The following is an 18,029-nucleotide window of genomic DNA, read 5'->3' as shown; positions in this document are numbered from 1 at the left end:
AATTATTAACTCTTCAATAATTTATCCAGCTGCGCTCTCAACTCCGGATTTGAAGGGCGAAGCGCATCTGCATTGATAATATTTCCTTTTGTGTCAAACAATAAAAATCTCGGAATCGCATTTACTTCATAGTTTTTAGCCACATCAGAGCCAAAATCTTTATCTGCCATTAACTGAATTCCTTTTAATTGTTCTTTAGTAACGTAATCTTTCCATTTTTGTGCGTCTTTTGGTTTATCTAACGAAAGACTAACAAAAACAATGTTTTTTCCGTGATAATCTTCTTCAATTTTTTTCATGTGTGGAATTTCCGCTTTACAAGGCCCGCACCAAGTTGCCCACAAATCGATGTACACAAATTTCCCTTTAAAATCTGAAAAAGAAACCGGTTTATCGTTAATATCTTTATACGTAAAATCTAAACCTTTTTGTCCAACACTTTTGTGCAATACTTTTTCGTACTCCAGTAAAAATGCTTTGCTTGCATCAGAAATCATATACGGTTTAATGCTCGGAGCGATTTTTTCATATTCTTCAATTTTCATTCTAGAAGTTGCCACAGCGTCACGAAGATAAACATCGATTAAAGCTGGATCTGTAATATGCGTAATGGCTTCTGTCAAGTCCAAACGTTTTGGCTTATCACCGCTATTGATGCTTACATAAAAGAAATAATTTGACATTAAAGATAATCCATTTGTTACTTTTAATAAATCTGGATCTGTAAACTTTTTGTCTGTCTGCCAAGTTTTAATTACCGCTGGACGAACGTCTTTATCTGGATGCACTGTTCTCGGCATTCTAAAAAACGTATACGTCAATTCTTCAACGTCTGTTGCAACGGCTAATTTTAATAATTTATTGAATGCCGCATCTTTCGTTTTAATTGATTTCGAAAATTCGTCTGCTTTTGCGACACCTTTGTCCAACCACGGATAAAAATCAACATAAGTCTGATCGCCGCCCAATCTAGAATATGGCGCAAACTCATTGTAAATTTCATTTGCTTTTTGAACCAAAGCGTTTTGCCCAACATTCTTTCCGCTCAAAACATAATTTTCTTTATTGATCGCAAGCGAAAGATCTAATTTTGGCTCTAAATACAAACGAATTAATTGATTTCGGCTTTTCATCTGACCGTAATCAACGTAATAAAAACCAGCTGCTGAAACCGGAATCATAAAACCAAACTCCCCAGATGTATTGATTTTTGCAGTAGCAGCTACCGCTGGTTTTCCTTCTTCAACATTATAAAGCGTTATTTCTTTAGCTTTCAGATCAGGGATTGAAATTGTTCCTTTAATTACTGCATATTCAGAAAGATTGGCAGCAAAACTCATTTGAACCGTAAAGCAGATCAAAATGAAATTTAAAATGTGTTTTTTCATGTTATTTTGTTTTTTGTTGATAATTTTAAATTGAAATTCGCATAGATTGATCGCCTTGTTCGATGATGATATCTTTGCTTTCTTTTGTTTCTTTTAGCTGTTTTAGATTTTCGGACTTCAATAAATCTTTGGCTTCAAAATCATTAATTTGAGTGACTTTCGCTCCGATTTTCACCTTCTTCAAATCTTCATTTTGTTGATCAACTATTTTTTTGACTAAAAGATTCTGGTTTTCGTCAAAATCCAATTCGAGTCCGCTTAAATAGAAAGAAGACATTTTTTTGAAATTTTTATTGGGTTCTAAATACACTGTTTTGTGCAAAAGATCAATCGTAAAATTGAAACGTTTAATCAAGTCGATTCCGAGAGATCCATCGGCGAAAGCCCAACTTTTATTCGCTTCGTCATATTCCTGCAAAGCGATGGGTACGTTTGAAAAATTATTTCCGTTAATACCAATGTTTGGAATTGCTCCTCCAACAATTTTAGTCTGTTTTCCTAAACTGAAATTGACAGAAGTGTATTCGGTTTTTAAACTGGCTTCTAAATTATTTTTATGGTTGAAAGGCCCGTAAGCGATAAGATCGTAACCAGCTCCTGTATCAAAAGTAAAATTGCCTTCAACTGTTTTTTTATCTTCAAAAGTCAGATTCATTTTTACTACCGGAAGTCCCGATTTATAATCGAAAACAAATGGTTTTGCTTTTCCCCAATAATTGAAATCTCCGAAATTGTACAAATCAATTGTCATCGTATCAAAATTGACCGAAGTGATAAAATTGCGAAGCAGATTAGCGCCAAACAATCCGTCATAAACTCCATGTTTTGGAAAAATAACCAAACCTTGATGTTGCAAAACCTGATTTCCAATATAAATGGTATTATCTGCCGAATACTGCACTTGCTGACTTCCGCCAACCACCGAAGCTGATTTGCTTTTCGTTACCACAACTCCCGCTTTGTAAGCGCTGTCTGGATTTAAAGCCATCCCGTCTGCGCCTGTATCAAAAAGCATTAAAAATACACGATCAGCTTTGTTGAGTTTTATTTTAATGGCGATTCCGTTTTCTACAATTTCAAACGGAATACTAGCTACTTTTTTAACCTCAGCATTTCGATCTACTTTATACAAACCATCAAAAAAGGTTACGTATACAATTTCATTTGCTGCATTAAAAACAATCTGTGATGGCTTTTTTTCTTTTCCTTGAAAATAAAAATCTACCAGCGTAAAAGTTTCATTTTTAATCGTAACAGACTTCCCAATTTGAATAGAATCTAAAGCTGGAAACGCTTTGAAAATTCCATTCAAGTAAAATTCATTTGAAGAAGAATCTCCTACTCCAACTGTAAAATCTTGCGCTAAAAGATCTTTTATACTTTTGTAATCTTTTTGCTGAAAAGCTTTTTCAAATGCTTTGATTGTCTGCGTTGTATTTTTTTTCTGTCCCTTTACGAAACAGATAAAAAATAGCAGTGACAAGATCATTAATTTTTTCATTTTACTACTTTTTCAGCGTTTGAATTTTTGGTAACCACTTTTTCTACTCCAAAATCTTTTAATAAAATCCCTTCGTATTTTGTGTATTCTTCTGGCGTGTAGAATTCTTTAGAATCATTCAGCAATTCTTTGAATCCTTTTAAATCATTCGTTTTTTCGAATTCTTTTTTCCTGCGTTGCAAAATGGTAAATACATGACCTGTAACGCTTGCTCTTCCATAATCCTGAGCCAGTTTTTTACTTGAAAAAAGAAATGCATCATCGTATTGTTTGCCCACTCTTAAGCCAGTAATAATTACAAAAGGAATCTCATCGGTAACTTCTTTAGATTTCAAATACGTATCGATCACATCAAAAGGCACATTTCTTTTGCCAGCCATATAAGCCTGCACATAAAAATCTGGATAATCTTTTTCGTTAATCGTTGTGCTGTACTTTTTAAATTTTCCTTTTTTGGCCGCTTCTTTCGCGTTTTGAAGCAAAGCTGTAAACTGCTCTACACTCTGAAAACCAGCTGCAATATCAATTACTTTACCTTCAGCATTCAGGAATAAAAAAGTCGGAAATCCGGTAACTCCGTATTTCATGCATAACTTTTTACCAATTTCTTCTTTCAAAATATCCGACTTGAAAGTGACAAAGTCAGCGTTTAAAACAGTGGCTACTTTCGGGTCTGGAAATACTTCTTTGTCCATTTGTGCACACGGAGCGCAGCCTGTAAAATACAAATCGACAAAAATTAATTTTTTCTCCGTTTGAGCCTGTTTTTTAGCTTGTTCCCAGCTTTCTTCGGTAGATTGAGTCTGTGCTTTTAAGGCAATAGAAGGACAGGCAAGCAGCAAAACTGCACTTGCGATTTTAAAAAAACGTTTCATAAAATGTGGTTTTTAGAAACCGAATGAAGAATGAGATTATCCTTCATTCGGTATTTTAGTTTTTAAGTTTTAATGATCTTTAATTATCTCACTCGATAAGAAACGTCAACAATTTTGCATAAGCCTGAATAACTGCTTTCCAAAACTAAATCTCCGTTTACAGGTGGCACTGTGTACAATTCTAACTTTCCTGTTGTACTATACGAACCGACAATTAATTTGCTTGTAATTTCTTTTTTTCCTCTCTTGCTAAAACCTAGATACGTAATTTCTTCATTTCCTTTATCTAGCATTAATTTCGCAGATTGTGTTCCGCTATCATATTCATAGACTTTGTTCCCAACTGTATAAAATACATATCCTGCATCTGGACTTACAGCAAATTTTGTTGCTTTGTCTAAATCTGGAGCATTCAGCATTTCTTTATAATAGGTTTGTACAGCAGTACTATTAAAACGAAGCAAATAGAATTTACCTGTTGAAAGATTTTTTAACACTGCAAAACTTTCAGTCAAATTGAAATTTGAAGCGGTCATGTAAACCAGATCGCAATTGGTATTATTCCAATCTAATGTTGTTGGTGAAGCCGCAACTGGAGGCATTGCCGAACAATTTCCTTTTGAATAACTGTAACGCAGAAAACGATGCTTTTCAATATCAAAAAAGACTGGTGTTCCTGTTGTACCATATTCTGCAATAAACGGTGCGGCGTAGAAAGTTTTAGTTTCAAGATCTACTTTATTTTGCGGCAATCCATATCTAATTTGCATCGTTCTATTAAAATAAAAGATATCACCATCTTTATAAAGGAAATTCTCCCCTGCAGAAGGAGTTTTCATAAAATCTACTCCAAAATTTGTTGGAAAAGAACCTCCAACTGTTTCATATGCCAAATTCATAGTCTGATTCCATTCAAAAGAATCAGGTTCCAATCTTGCTGTTCCAGATTCTGAAGCAGTAACATACACTCCGTAAATAACAGCTCCTGGCAAAGGCGTACTAAAACATTCAACATCTACCGCTTTTCCGCTTAATTTCAGCGCTGATCCAGCCGCATCTAAAACATCGTTGATAATACGTGGTTGTGGAATACCCGGAATTACAGAAACCATATCCAATCGAGCTTTGCCATCCACATCACCAATAACCAACCAGCCTTCATAAATAGAAGAAACTACATTTAAGGTAATAATAGGCTGCTGCCAATTAATTCCGGTTACTTTATCTTTGATGAAATAATACAAGTCATATTTTGCTGGCGGTAATTTTAAAATACCATCCAAGTTTTTTGTTGTAGCAATAGTTGTTCTTGCATCAATTGGCAATTTTGCAGGATTTAATGCAACCCATTTATATTCATATCGGTCAGCATCTGCTCCATCATCTAAAGTCGGATTTAATTCTGGGGCAATCTTAAAATAATCACCCGTGTAAACCGTATATTCTTTTTCTATTCCTGTTACATTAAACTCATTTATAGCCTCATAATTGTAATTTCCTTCATCACTTACACAACCGTATGCTAAAAAGAGAAGTGCTATTACAGCTATCTGTATTTTTATATTTTTAAACATCGCTTTATATTTTTTAATTAAGAATGGTTTATGGAAATAGCATTTCTTTTCCGTCTTCCTCATAAATAGTATTGCCATTAGCTTTCTGATCGGCTAGATAACGTCTCATAAAGCTTGCATAATACTGCATTTCAGGAATTGAAAGTCCTGTAGAACCTTGCGGCTGATTGAACATTTCTGGTTTCAGATCCATAAGATCGCACATCAAAAAGAATTTTTTAGCCGTAAACACGCCAAAAAAGCCAGGTTGCCAAGATATTGGTGTCGATAATTTGTCATTGAATGATAATTTAAAATGAACATAGCTTCTAGTTTTTCCCGTCAAAACATTTGTCACCTTTGATTGCATTTTAGTGCTGAAAAATTCATTTTCTTCCAGATTTAATACCATTGTCAGGTTTCCATTTTTCATATCGGGAGTTCTTAGCACTTTTATAAAAACAGTGTCTATTTCTTTTCCTGCACGCATTACAATATTGTCAGGAAAAATAAAATGAGTTCCTAAAACGGCTGTACTTGTTGGATCAACCGTAAGTTTCACTTTACGATCAAGATCACTTACTTTTCCCTGCACTTGTATTACAAGAGGATAAATTCTTTCTGTAATGGTCGCTTGATCCAAACCAAAACTAAATCCGGTACTGTCTATAAGTGGTCCATTTTTATATTCTGGAAACATCGCGCGTGAGAAATAAATGTTATCTGTATCTGAATACGTTTCAATTTCTTCTTTATCACATGATGTCAATCCTAACAGCGATAGCAAAGTGATACCTAAAATCAATATTTTTTTCATGATTACTTTTTTTAGTTTTGAAAATTAACTTCACTGTCTGGTAATGGCACCACGTATTTTACTGCATTCATGGTAACATTTCCTGAAGATGCAGAACCATTTGGAATTGCTGTAGAATTGGTTCTTTTGTAGTAGAAGAACAATTGCCCTTCGCCAATAAATTCTTTTTTATACTCTTTTGTAAGTTCTGTTGCTAATACTGCAGTAGCAGCCAAATTAGTCAGACCTCTATTAAATCGAAGCGTGTTTAAAAATGCAATACCATCAGCTGGAACTGGCGCTGTTTCTGCAGCAATAAGATACAGTTCTGAAAGTTTAAACATCGGAATCTGAAAACGGAAAAGTTTAGTTTTGTCTGTTACATCCTCATATTTAAAAAATGTCTTCTGCGTTTTTCCTCCCGAAATTGGAATTTTCCAGCTTGGCAAACTTCTGTAATCGTTGTCATTAGATTCGAAAACAGCATTTATTCTACTCAACATTGGAGCATAAATATTAAAGTCGTCTAAACTAGAATCAAAAAGTGCTTTTTGCTCGAGATATAAAGTTTGATCGCTAAGCGCGAAAAAGTTTTCTGAAGAAAAAATACGATCTGGATTAGAAGTGTTTGTAGCATCTAAGAATGGAGTCCAAAAAATAACAGGCTGCGCTTTTACAAAATTGATAACTTCAGTTGCTGCAGCATAAGCACCAGTTTTATCTCCTGCATATAAAAGAACTCTAGCTTTTAAACATTTTACTGCCAATAAATTCATTCTTTGTCCACGGTTTGCAGAATAATACGGATTAGAATCAAATGCTGTCGAAGCTGTATATCTTCCATTAGTCACTATTGGATCGTTTGCCAAAAGCGTTATTGCAGCATCCAAATCGGCTATGATTTTTGCAATAACCTCTTGAGCTGGTAAAAGCGGTTTATTTACTGTTACCGCAGCATCATAATAAGGTATCGACGGATCTGCCGGCGCTACTTTGTAAATTGGCCCGTACAATCTTAGCATATCAAAATGTATCATTGCACGAATGGCAATTGCTTCTCCTTTTAAAAGATCTGCCTTTTCCGCCGAAACAACCTCAGCATGTTCCTCAATGCTTTCTAAAAATTTATTTGCAGACAAAACTGTTGTAAAAGCACTTTGCCAAATTCCAGCAAAAGTATTTTTACAAAGTGTCTCTTCATACGAATAAGTCGATATTTTATTTTTAACATGAGATCCAGACATATTATATTGCTGTCCTAAAATCTCAACTGCATCCATAGTCAGCTGTCTACCGTAAAGACCATTTGCAGCCAATTGAAGATAAAGTCCGTTATGCACATTCTGCACACCAGCCTCTGAGCTGTAAGCCTGATCTTCTAAAATTTTATCTTGCGGCACAACATCCAAAAAATCACTGCAGCTTGCTACAGTAAAAGATGCAAGCAAAAGGAATGTAATTTTATATAAATACTTGTTCATAATCTCTTTATTAAAATGATAAATTAAGACTCAAAGAATATATTCTTGAGAAAGGATAATCAATACCACGTTCTGCTTTAATAGTTGAAACACGGAAGAATTCGTTTGCGAAAGCATTAAATCCTAATGCAGTTAAACCTGCTCTTTTTAACCAAGCTCTATCTGTAAAACGGTAACCTAAACGAATAGATTCTCCTGAGATGTAATCGTCTTTTTGGATAAAACGCGATGAAATCGGTGTATTATTGGTTAAGCCAATCGCTTTAAATTGCGCCATTTGACCTGGAGTTGTCCAACGGTCTGTAAAAGCTCTGACATCTTGATTATCAAAAATATTATCTCTCGAAATATTTTCTACTTTGTTGTACAAGGCAGAGTTAAATCTCTCTGCTCCAAAACTGTAACGCACAAATAATCCAAAGCTAAATCCTTTGTAATTTAAATTTGTAGAAACTACTCCTGTCGCCGTTTCTCTAGAGTTCCCCATTACAACTTCATCTTTTTTATCTAAATCAAAAGTAGTCTGGCCGTTTTTCTTCAAGAAAATTTCTCTACCCGTTGCAGGATCAATTCCCAATGAAGGAACAGCCCAAAGATCATTGCTGCTTGCTCCGTCATAATATCTTGTTAAGCTGGTTGTTTTTTGCGCTTCAGAATTTAGAGAAGCTAATGCATTACCAAAACCTCCCAATTCATTGTCGCCAGTAGTTCCCATTAATCCAATTCCCCAAACAAAATTGCGACTCAAATCGTAGATGAAATTGTAGTTCATTTTTAACTCAAATCCTTGTGTTGTTAAATAACCTACATTTAAAGGATAGCCATTAAGTCCTGTTGAAGCCGCAAGATCGATTGCTACAATTTGTGGAGATGTTTTACGTTTGTAAGCCCCCAAAGTCATGGTTAATCTGTTTCTAAACATAGCCAGATCCAATCCTAAAGACAAATCTTTGGTTCTTTGCGGTTCTAAATTTGGATTTGCAATTTGAGAAACTCCCAATCCAGCGCCAAAAACGTTTGTATTTGCGTTATAAGCATATACATCATAAGAAGCAAAGCCAACTAAATTCTGGTTTCCGGTCTGACCAATATTGGCACGTATTTTAAAAATATTGACAATATCTTCGTTCATTTTAAACTCGTGGTTCAAGTTCCATCCAAAACCAATTCCCCAATACGGCGAATATTTTTTGTTTGTTCCGAAGTTTGTTGCTCCAGAAATAGTCTGAGTAAAATCGAATAAGAATCTGCGATCGTAAGCATAGTTAATCTGATTGGTTAAATCGACACTTCTTATTAATTCGGTATAAATTTCTGGTTTGCCGTTTGGTTCATATCCAAAAGCAAATGCAGGATTTCCGCCAACACCAAGAGGAAATCCTCTTAAAGCTGTTTTATAAGAATTATTTTTTGTTTCTAAAGCCGATGCTCTAATCGTATAATTAAATGAATGAACATTTTTAAAAACATTAGAATAAGTTGCTCCAAGATTTGCATTCCACTTATCTGTTATGGCTTCATAACTGGTGTAAGTTCCTTTTTCTGTTGAAATATTATTTACAAAACGCGTATCGTCTGGAGAAACAAAAACCGTATTGTGGTTATCTAATCTTGAAACAGATAAAGCTCCAGTTGCTTTAATATGTGAGTTTACATCGTAATTAATAGCGAAGTTGTTCGTGAAATTAAAATCTTTCCCTTTATCATAACTTCCTAAAAAGACATTGTAAAGCGGATTTGCAGGATGGTTTACAATGGTTTGCAAACTAGTTAAAGGCAATGAACTTCCGTCCATATAACGCGTTATGATTCCGTTCTCGTTATATTTTGGATAATACGGACTTGCTTTTGCCCAAATTTCAAATGACCCGTAAGGAGATTCTTGATTTGTTCCTCCAGAAACAAAAAACTGGTTGTTAAGGCTTAATTTGTTTTTTCTGTAAGTTAAAGTTGTATTGTAGCCCCAAGTATCGTGCTCTGAACCTTTCATTGTTCCGGTAAGCGTTTTGTAATTTCCGGCAACGTTGAATCTAAATTCTTCAGAACCTCCACCAAAATTCAAACTGTGTCCAGATGTAATTCCCATTTGAATCGGTTCGTTTAGCCAATACGTATTTACACCGCTACGTACAGCTGCCAAACGTCTGTTGTATTCTTTATCCCAAGTTAATGGCGTTGTTTCGGTACTACCATCTTTCACAATGAAAGCGCCAGAAAGTCTTTCGAATTCTAATTTTTGTGCGGCATTCATTAAATGATAAACACTTAAATCTGCTAATTCGTAAGATGAATTATAAACATAATTAAACTGCAATTTTCCTGGTAAAGGTTTGTTGGTTTCAATAACCACAACACCATTTGCAGAACGAGAACCGTACAATGCAGTCGAAGCAGCATCTTTTAATAAAGTGATGCTCGCAATTCTATTAATATCTAAATCAACAACTTGCTGTAAAGTAGTTGGAAATCCGTCCAAAATAAACAAAGGCTGATTCGGATCGTCTCTAAACTGACTATCAACCTGATTTGCCGTTAAACTCGTCTGCCCTCTCACCTCGATTGTTGGCAGAATATTTGGGTTTGAACCCGCAATATTATTATTCACAACAATAAAAGACGGATCCAATGATTTTAAAGCCTGAACCGCATTTTGCGTAGAAACCTGTCTTAATTCCTCACCTCTAAAAACAGTAACCGCACCCGTAATTAATTCTTTCTTACGAACCGTAACTCCTGTATTTACAACAACTCCAACAAGTTCTTTTGTTTCTTGTCCTAGTGTAATATTTATTACTTTTCTTTTATTTACCTCAACAACCTGCGCTTTATGCCCGATATACGTAAATAAAATTTGCCCGTCTTCTGGTGCACTAATTGTATATTTTCCGTCAAAATCGGTTTGCACGGCTGCGTTTGTACTTCTTACCTTTATATTAACTCCAGGCAATGGTTCTTTGGCTTCATTGGTAACCGTTCCTTTAATTTCGATTATTTTAGACTGAACGACTACTTTTTCAGCCGCTTTTTCTTTTACAATAATCGTATTTCCATTAGAAAAACTAAACTCAAAATCTTTATTAGAAAAACTGGTTGCTAATAAATCATTTACTTTAATTGTTCCCTTTTTTAAATGTACTTTAGGCAATTTTTTAAATAAATCTTCCTGATAAATGAAAGTATAGTTGGTCTGTTTTGTAATGATGTCGAAAACTTCGTCAACAGATACTGTTTTATCAGCTGCAATTACAACTTTCGTGTTTTGTGAAAATAGATTTACGGGAGAAAAACCAAAAATTGTAGTACAAAACAAGAAGATAAAAGTTCTCATAATGTTAATAATTAGCCGCTTTCTAAAATAGAAATAGGCACTGGTTAATTTAAATTTCATAAATTTACATGTTAATTGGTTGGTTGGTTGTTAAAACTGATTAATGGATTAATACACAGAAAGGGATAAAGCGCAGTACGGTGAGAGGTCTAAACTTTAATCCCTTTTCTTTTTATTATTTTATTATAATCTTATTGTCTTTTTTCTCATAGGCATTAATAAAATTAATATTCTTGATCGTGGTTAATATATCTTCTAGTTTCTGATTTTTATTTAAAACCCCATTAAACTTAACATTGCCAAGCGCTGGATCTGCAAACACGATATCAACATCATACCATCTTGACAACACTCTTGCAATATCTTTTAGAGGCATTCCTTTGAAAACAAACAATCCTTTTCGCCAAGAAATTTCATTGTAAACATCAACTTCTGCAACTGCAATATTTCCGTTGTACTCTGTTATTTTAGATTGCTGGTTTGGAGTTAAGACTTGTTTTTTCGCCGTATTGCTAACCGCCACAACTCCTTTTACCAAAGTGGTATAAATTGCAGGTTCGTCTCGGTAAGCTTTAATGTTAAACTCCGTTCCGATAACCTCAACATTCTGCTCTTGGGTTTTTACTTTAAATCTCGAACCTTTATGTTTGGTGCTTGGCGATACTTCAAAATAAGCTTCTCCGTAAACCAATTCTACTTGTCTGGTTTCGCCATCAACAAAAGCAACCGGATATCTTAATTGCGATTCCGAATTCAGCCATACTTTTGTGCTGTCTGCCAATTGAACAAAAAATTGTCCTCCTCTCGGAATCGTTAAAAGATTATTGGCAATTGCTGCCGTTTCTCCGTTAGAATTATAAACTAATTTTTCTCCGTTGCTCGACGCATTTCCTTCACTATATGATTTTCCTTTTTCTAAAGCAATTACAGAACCGTCTTCTAAAGTCAAAGTGGCTTTATCGCTTCCAATCAAAATTTCTTTGTGTGCCACGTGCGGCGTTTCAATCTTAAGCGGATTTGTTTTATTTACAATTAATGAAATCGAAATCAGAAGCAACAACGAAGCTGCCATTGCAGTGAGTTTCAAAGCCGTTTTAGTATAAAATGGTTGAATTCGTAGTACCTGATCCTCTTCAGATTGAATGGCATTTTGAAGACGAGTTCTCATTTTAGATTCTAGTTCATCTTTAGAACCCAAGGCTTCGTCCCAATCATTTTCTGTTTGAAAACTTTCGTAATAATTTAATAATTTATTATTCTCCTCGAGATTGGTATCACCGGAAAGATATCTATTTAGTAACAGTAAGAAATCCTCTTTTTTCATTTTTTATTGTATTATTTCGGGAGTATATGAGATAAGTAACCAAAAAGGAATGTACCCCCTAGTCCAAATGGTATTTTTTTTGATTTTTTTTTGAAAAAGACTTAAAAAAGAAGAAAACTCACACCTCATCAACCCAATCACTGCATTTTATTTTGCTAAAAGATATTTTTTGTGAGCCATAAAATCATCGCCATACTCATACTTTCACCCATAGAAGATCGGATGGTATGGAGTGCTTTCGTGATATGGTTTTCGACTGTTTTTGTAGAAATATTAAGTCGTTCGGCAATTTCTTTGTGGCTTAGCTGTTCCTCGCGGCTTAGTTTATAAACAGCTTGGCATTTTTCGGGAAGCGATTCGATAATTACATTCAATTGTTGCACTAATTCGTCGTGCATCAACTGTGTTTCTGGAGTAGTCGATAAGAAACGTTTTTCTAAATCATCAAAAAGTTCGACATGAACTTTGTCTTTGTTTTTTCTCAAATGATTAAAAACCTGATATCTCGCGCAAGCATACATATAACCTTTTAGCGAAATATGAATTTCGATTTTTTCTCGATTGTGCCAAATGTTCATGAAAATATCCTGAATAATATCTTCGCACAATTCTTTGTCTTTAATCACATTGTAAGCAGACATAAAAAGCGCCTGCCAAAATTTATTATACAATTCTGTCAACGCAGACTCATCGCCGTCACGAAGACGATCAATTAAAATTTGATCCTGATTTAATGTGGAAGTTAGCAATGATGGTTGATTAAAGGAATTGAATAATTCGCAACAAACTTAATAAATTTCGTTAATTATCCTAATTTGTTCTTCACAACAGCGACTTGATTCCGCAATAAATCTTAATTTTAACAGCAGATTAACTTTAAAAAAAGTCTAATTTCACAGCTAAAACAAGCCTCTTTTTTAAACATTAGTAAGATTCAGATTTAAAATAAAATGAATTTTTCAAAATCTCAAACTCAAATTCTGGTTAAGTTAAAATTGTATTTTTATTAAATTTCAAAAAAATGACGTAGCCAATTTCTTTAAATCTGAATTAAAATTTCTTACCCTTCTTTTTTTAACTCAACAATTATTAAATAAAAAAGTCTGCTTTAGAAATTTCTACAGCAGATTTTTTATACTTTTTATAAATTTTTAAAATGTAATTCTGAGTCCTAATTGATTGTTAGAAGCTACAATAGCAGTTTGGATATCATTATTTTCGCTATAAGTTGGAGGCAGCGCACTATTGTATCTCCCGATAGCTTCGCGAATTTTTCTTGGATAACCAATCTTTATCGGAATCGAAGCCGCAACCAAAATTCCGCCCAAAACCGCCAAAGTCATGTTCGAGCGATCTGAAGAAACTTGAGGATATTGCGATGATCCAGTAGAATTGATATCATCTGTATTCATTGCCACCAAAACATTCGTAGTAATCATGGCTAATCCTCCATAGAAAAGACCGTTTCCAAAAGATTTTTTAGTTCTTCCGACATTATATTTGTGCAAAGCTTCAGGATTGTCAGACATTAAGATTCGAACATTTGTCGAGTTTACTTTTTTTCCATTAGAATCATAAACTGTTCCTCCTGTTCCGTATTTCAATTCTTGGGCGTATCCTGCGGTCACGAGGATAAAAAATAAAATGGTTAATTTTTGTTTCATAGATTGTGGTTTGTTTTTGGCTAAAATATTCTGGCATAAATATATAAAATAGAAAATCACTTCAAAATATTCTACCAAAACAAACCTCGATTTCTTATCTTAAGTCAAGGTCATAAGGTTTTCATAGCCATTACATTTGAACATTATAAACTCAAATTTAATTTTTATGAAATCATCAATCTCTCTTAAAATTTTACTTTTTGTTGTCGGACTCATTGGTTTTTCCATCGGAATTGCCCTTTTATTTTTTCCGATTGCTTTTGAAGCTTCCGCTAATATTCATCTCAATAAAAATGATTTTAGTTTATTAAGTGAAATTCGTGCTTCTGGAGGAACTTTGATTGCTTTTGGAACTGTAATTATTCTAGGCGCATTCAAATCTTCAATGACTAAAACTTCCTTGCAAACGGCAATTTTACTCTATTTTGCTTATGGATTTTCTCGTTTGTATTCCATAATTATTGATGGAATGCCAAGTCAAACAATTCTAAACGCTGCAATTTCAGAAATTGCAATCGGAATTATTTGTTCCCTTTTTTATTTCAAAAACAAAGAATAAAATTATTTCTGAACAACTCTTTTTCTAATTCTGCTTAGCGATTCTGGTGTAATGCTCAAATAACTGGCAATATGAACGAGCGGTATTCGGTTTAAAAAATTAGGATTCGATTTCATGAATTTCAGATAACGTTCTTCAGGATTATAATTGTTTAACAAAGCAATATAACGTTCTGCTTTTCTGTAATCTGAAACCATAATTAATGAAGTAATATGCTCCAAAATCGGACTTTTTAACTGCATTTCTAATTCTTTTTCTCGAGTGCCGCTTACCAAAATCGTATCTTCAAGACATTGAACCGTAAATTCAGAAGGTTTTCCGTCAAGATAGCTCGAATAAATTACCAAAGGCATTTCTTCGATAAAAAAACCAGACGTTTTCTCTGCGCCGTCAATCATTTTAAATTGCCTCAAACAGCCTTTCAAAACTAGATAACATTTATCGCTCACCTGCCCTTCTAGCACGACAAAATCTCCTCTTTTAAAAATTTCGATTGTGGTGTTTTCTATAATTAAATCAATATCAGCAGGTTTAAATCTGTTGAATTGTTCTAAAAATTTTCTAAGCAGATTGTTCATAATAATGATTGAAGGTTTTCATTTTAAAAATAACAAAACCCTTTTAAAGTATTGAATTTGAGTTAGTTTTTTCTTTAAATATATTTTCTAAGTATTTTCAATTTATAATTATTGTATTTTTGGACTAGCAGATTATTTTTAATTACAAAACAAAAACAGTCCAGATGCTTCGACCTTGGCCATTAGAAATTCAAATAGATAAAAAATCAGACAAAGCCATTTACTTGCAAATTGCAGATGCCGTAATTGATGCTATAAAAATAGGAAAATTAGTCAGCGGAAATGCACTTCCAGGAAGCAGGCAATTGGCTGAATTACTGAAAGTAAACCGAAATACCGTTGTAGAAGCTCTAGATGTTTTGATTGCAGAAGGCTGGCTCGTTACAATTGATAGAAAAGGAACTTTTGTAACCGATTCTCTTCCGAAAATCAATCATTCGTCAGAAAATAAAAAAGAGCAAAATATTGTAATTGAAGAGCCTAAAAGTTTTTTAGTTTTTGATGACGGACTTCCTGACAGCCGCCTTGCTCCAATGAACGATTTGGCAAGAGCATATCGCGAATTATTCAGCCGAAAATCGCGCTGGCAAATTATGGGTTACAGCAGCGAATTGGGAAATTTAGAATTTAGAAAATCGATCGCTCAAATGCTGAATTTTAAACGTGGCATGAGCATTTCTCACGATCAAATCTGCATTACGCGCGGAAGTCAAATGGCAATGTATCTAGCTTCACATTGCATTTTAAAATCGGGCGATTTTGTTTTGGTCGAAAATCCTGGCTACAAACCTGCTTGGGAAGCTTTTGAAAATGCTGGCGCAACTCTACTTCCTGTAAATGTAGAATCGGACGGATTGGATATCGATCAAGTCGAAAAATATCTGCATCATAAAAATATAAAAGCGATTTATCTTACGCCACATCATCAGTTTCCAACAACGGTTCCTTTGTCTTTAAAAAAGCGTTTGAAACTTATTGAACTTTCCAATCAATATCATTTTACGATTATTGAAGATGATTACGATAATGAATTTCATTTTGGGCAACGACCAATTCTTCCGATTTCGAGTTATTCGGGTCTTAAAAACTATATTTATATTGGCACTTTCAGCAAAATTGTTGCTCCAGCTCTCCGTATTGGATATTTAGCTAGTTCGCACGAGAACATTCAGAAGATAGGAAATCATAGAAAAATCATTGATGTTCAAGGCGATAATATTATGGAAGAAGCGATTTTAAATCTTATTAATGAAGGCAAAATAAAGCGTCATCTTAAAAAAGCCAATCTAGTTTATAGAAGCAAACGAGATTTTTTTGAAAGCTTGTTAAATCAATATCTTCAAGACAAAATCACATTCACAAAACCCGAAGGCGGACTTGCCTTTTGGATTGTTCCAAAAACAGAAATTAATGTTTTAGAAATTTTCGAAAAACTAAAATCTCAAGGAATTCAAATCATGAGTCCAGATCGATTTAGTTTTGATGAAACGATAAAAGGTTTCCGTTTGGGTTATGCTTCCCTTTCAGAAAAACAATTGGAAGAAGGTGTAAAAGCGCTTTCTAAATTGCTCTAAAAAACCTTTCGACTTCGCTCAGGGTGACACAAAGTTTGTCTGGCTGAGCGAAACCAAAACCTCTTTTCTAACACATAGAAACATAGATTTTATATTTATTGAAAAGATAAAAATAGAATGACTCGTCATTACACATAGCTATGTGTATTTATGAAAGTGAAAGGCCTTTTTAACTCTCTAAAAACTATGTCTCTATGTGTTTAAATAAATTAATTGCAATTTTCCATTTCAATAATAGAAAAACCATTCTCCCGAACTTGATTCTCTACTTCAATTGGCGCTTTATCAATGTGGCAGAAACGACATTCTTTAGAAGATAAAGCTTGTCCTTCCTGATCTACGCTTTTCAGATATAATTTTCCGTATTCATAAACTTGTTCTGCATCGTTAACATTTTCATCAACCAAAATATCAAAGTGCATAATTTTTCCGTCTTTGCGGGTTACGTAGGTATCCCAAACTGCTATTTTCATTTTTTTCTAAGGTTCTAAGTTGCTAAGATGCTGAGATTCTAAGTTTTTCTTTTTTAGAATCTCAGAAACTTAAAAACTTCATTTTACTCTGCAAATTTATGTTGAGTTCGGAAGCTGTAAATCATCCAGTTTTTTCATTTTTTGAAAGATACTGGTCCAGTATGAATTTGTGGTTTAGATTTAATTTTGCGATATGAAAAACGATATTATTTTTAATTTAATTAAAGTGCATCAACGCATCGAAAATGCTTGTAAGATTGCGGACAGAAATCCTGCTGATGTTCAGCTTTTATTGGCCACTAAAACTGTTCCAGCAGAGCAAATTAAAATTGCAATAGAAGCTGGCGAGACTTTAATGGGCGAAAACAAAATGCAGGAATTGCGGGATAAAAATGATATTTTGAGAAATCTTCCTGTTGAACGGCATTTTATCGGACATCTTCAAACCAATAAAGTCAAAGATGTTTTGAAATATGTGACTTGCATTCAATCTTTAGACCGAATTAATTTGGCTGATGAATTGCATAAACAACTTCAAAACCAAAATAGAAAATTGGATGTTTTTGTTCAAGTGAATACTTCCTACGAAGAAAGCAAATTTGGATTAGCGCCAGAAGACGTTTTATCATTCATCAAAAAAATAAAAACTTACGACACTTTAAATATTAAAGGTTTAATGAGCATTGGACTTTTAGATGTTGAAAAAGAAAAAATGATTCCGTCTCTACGACTTTTAAGAACCATTCGAGATGAAATTTATTCGGAAGGAATTGAAGGTTTACAAGATTTAAAACTTTCTATGGGAATGTCTCAAGATTTAGAACTTGCCATTGCAGAAGGTTCTAATATGGTGAGAATTGGCACTTCAATCTTCGGAAATCGTTTTTTAGGAAAAGAAATCTGGAACGAAAACATTGCAGAATAAAACTTAATTT

At 34.0% G+C, this 18,029-nt stretch carries 15 protein-coding genes; 3 read left to right on the top strand and 12 right to left on the bottom strand.

What is annotated here, in order from left to right:
• Positions 1 to 5: 5 nt before the first annotated feature.
• From ACE01P_RS20185 to ACE01P_RS20140, 10 genes are all read right to left on the bottom strand, one after another.
• A complete protein-coding gene (locus ACE01P_RS20185) occupies positions 6 to 1,388 on the bottom strand; it encodes a TlpA family protein disulfide reductase (protein WP_379700836.1) in 1,383 nt (460 codons plus the stop codon).
• Positions 1,389 to 1,413: 25 nt separating this feature from the next.
• A complete protein-coding gene (locus ACE01P_RS20180) occupies positions 1,414 to 2,889 on the bottom strand; it encodes a retropepsin-like aspartic protease (RefSeq protein ID WP_379700835.1) in 1,476 nt (491 codons plus the stop codon).
• Complete coding sequence (locus ACE01P_RS20175; protein WP_379700834.1) at positions 2,886 to 3,764, bottom strand: thioredoxin family protein; 879 nt, start codon at positions 3,762 to 3,764, stop codon at positions 2,886 to 2,888. The genes ACE01P_RS20180 and ACE01P_RS20175 overlap by 4 nt, the downstream gene beginning before the upstream one ends.
• Positions 3,765 to 3,847: 83 nt before the next feature.
• Complete coding sequence (locus ACE01P_RS20170; RefSeq protein WP_379700833.1) at positions 3,848 to 5,338, bottom strand: PKD-like family lipoprotein; 1,491 nt, start codon at positions 5,336 to 5,338, stop codon at positions 3,848 to 3,850.
• Positions 5,339 to 5,366: 28 nt separating this feature from the next.
• Positions 5,367 to 6,134, bottom strand: coding sequence for a DUF4843 domain-containing protein (locus tag ACE01P_RS20165; protein ID WP_379700832.1), 768 nt, complete (start codon positions 6,132 to 6,134; stop codon positions 5,367 to 5,369).
• A gap of 11 nt (positions 6,135 to 6,145) precedes the next feature.
• A complete protein-coding gene (locus tag ACE01P_RS20160) occupies positions 6,146 to 7,594 on the bottom strand; it encodes a RagB/SusD family nutrient uptake outer membrane protein (RefSeq protein ID WP_379700831.1) in 1,449 nt (482 codons plus the stop codon).
• Positions 7,595 to 7,604: 10 nt separating this feature from the next.
• A complete protein-coding gene (locus ACE01P_RS20155; RefSeq protein WP_379700830.1) occupies positions 7,605 to 10,922 on the bottom strand; it encodes a SusC/RagA family TonB-linked outer membrane protein in 3,318 nt (1,105 codons plus the stop codon).
• A gap of 175 nt (positions 10,923 to 11,097) precedes the next feature.
• On the bottom strand, positions 11,098 to 12,246 hold the full coding sequence (locus ACE01P_RS20150) for a FecR family protein (RefSeq protein WP_379700829.1): 1,149 nt from the start codon (positions 12,244 to 12,246) through the stop codon (positions 11,098 to 11,100).
• Between the two features lie 155 nt (positions 12,247 to 12,401).
• A complete protein-coding gene (locus tag ACE01P_RS20145; RefSeq protein WP_379700828.1) occupies positions 12,402 to 12,995 on the bottom strand; it encodes an RNA polymerase sigma factor in 594 nt (197 codons plus the stop codon).
• A gap of 402 nt (positions 12,996 to 13,397) precedes the next feature.
• A complete protein-coding gene (locus tag ACE01P_RS20140) occupies positions 13,398 to 13,910 on the bottom strand; it encodes a hypothetical protein (protein ID WP_379700827.1) in 513 nt (170 codons plus the stop codon).
• A gap of 166 nt (positions 13,911 to 14,076) precedes the next feature.
• Here ACE01P_RS20140 and ACE01P_RS20135 point away from each other — a divergent pair, with 166 nt between their 5' ends.
• Positions 14,077 to 14,469 (top strand): DUF4345 domain-containing protein, encoded by a 393-nt coding sequence (locus ACE01P_RS20135; RefSeq protein WP_379700826.1) that lies wholly within the window; start codon positions 14,077 to 14,079, stop codon positions 14,467 to 14,469.
• A gap of 2 nt (positions 14,470 to 14,471) precedes the next feature.
• On the opposite strand, the gene ACE01P_RS20130 is transcribed toward ACE01P_RS20135, so the two are convergent.
• Positions 14,472 to 15,047 carry a Crp/Fnr family transcriptional regulator gene (locus ACE01P_RS20130; protein WP_379700825.1) on the bottom strand — a complete coding sequence of 192 codons (576 nt, stop codon included), beginning with the start codon at positions 15,045 to 15,047 and terminating at the stop codon, positions 14,472 to 14,474.
• A 164-nt stretch (positions 15,048 to 15,211) separates the two neighbouring features.
• Here ACE01P_RS20130 and ACE01P_RS20125 point away from each other — a divergent pair, with 164 nt between their 5' ends.
• Positions 15,212 to 16,621 (top strand): PLP-dependent aminotransferase family protein, encoded by a 1,410-nt coding sequence (locus tag ACE01P_RS20125; protein WP_379700824.1) that lies wholly within the window; start codon positions 15,212 to 15,214, stop codon positions 16,619 to 16,621.
• 209 nt (positions 16,622 to 16,830) lie between these two features.
• Here the strand turns inward: ACE01P_RS20125 and ACE01P_RS20120 are convergent, their stop codons facing one another.
• A complete protein-coding gene (locus ACE01P_RS20120; protein WP_379700823.1) occupies positions 16,831 to 17,094 on the bottom strand; it encodes a DUF2024 family protein in 264 nt (87 codons plus the stop codon).
• Positions 17,095 to 17,287: 193 nt separating this feature from the next.
• On the opposite strand from ACE01P_RS20120, the gene ACE01P_RS20115 reads away from it, so the two are divergent.
• Entirely contained in the window at positions 17,288 to 18,019 is a 732-nt protein-coding gene (locus ACE01P_RS20115) for a YggS family pyridoxal phosphate-dependent enzyme (protein ID WP_379700822.1), read from the top strand.
• Positions 18,020 to 18,029: the final 10 nt, after the last annotated feature.

The sequence above is a fragment of the Flavobacterium sp. HJSW_4 genome, from assembly GCF_042436695.1.
Classification (GTDB): Bacteria; Bacteroidota; Bacteroidia; order Flavobacteriales; family Flavobacteriaceae; genus Flavobacterium.
This window is presented reverse-complemented; position numbering and strand designations above follow the sequence as displayed.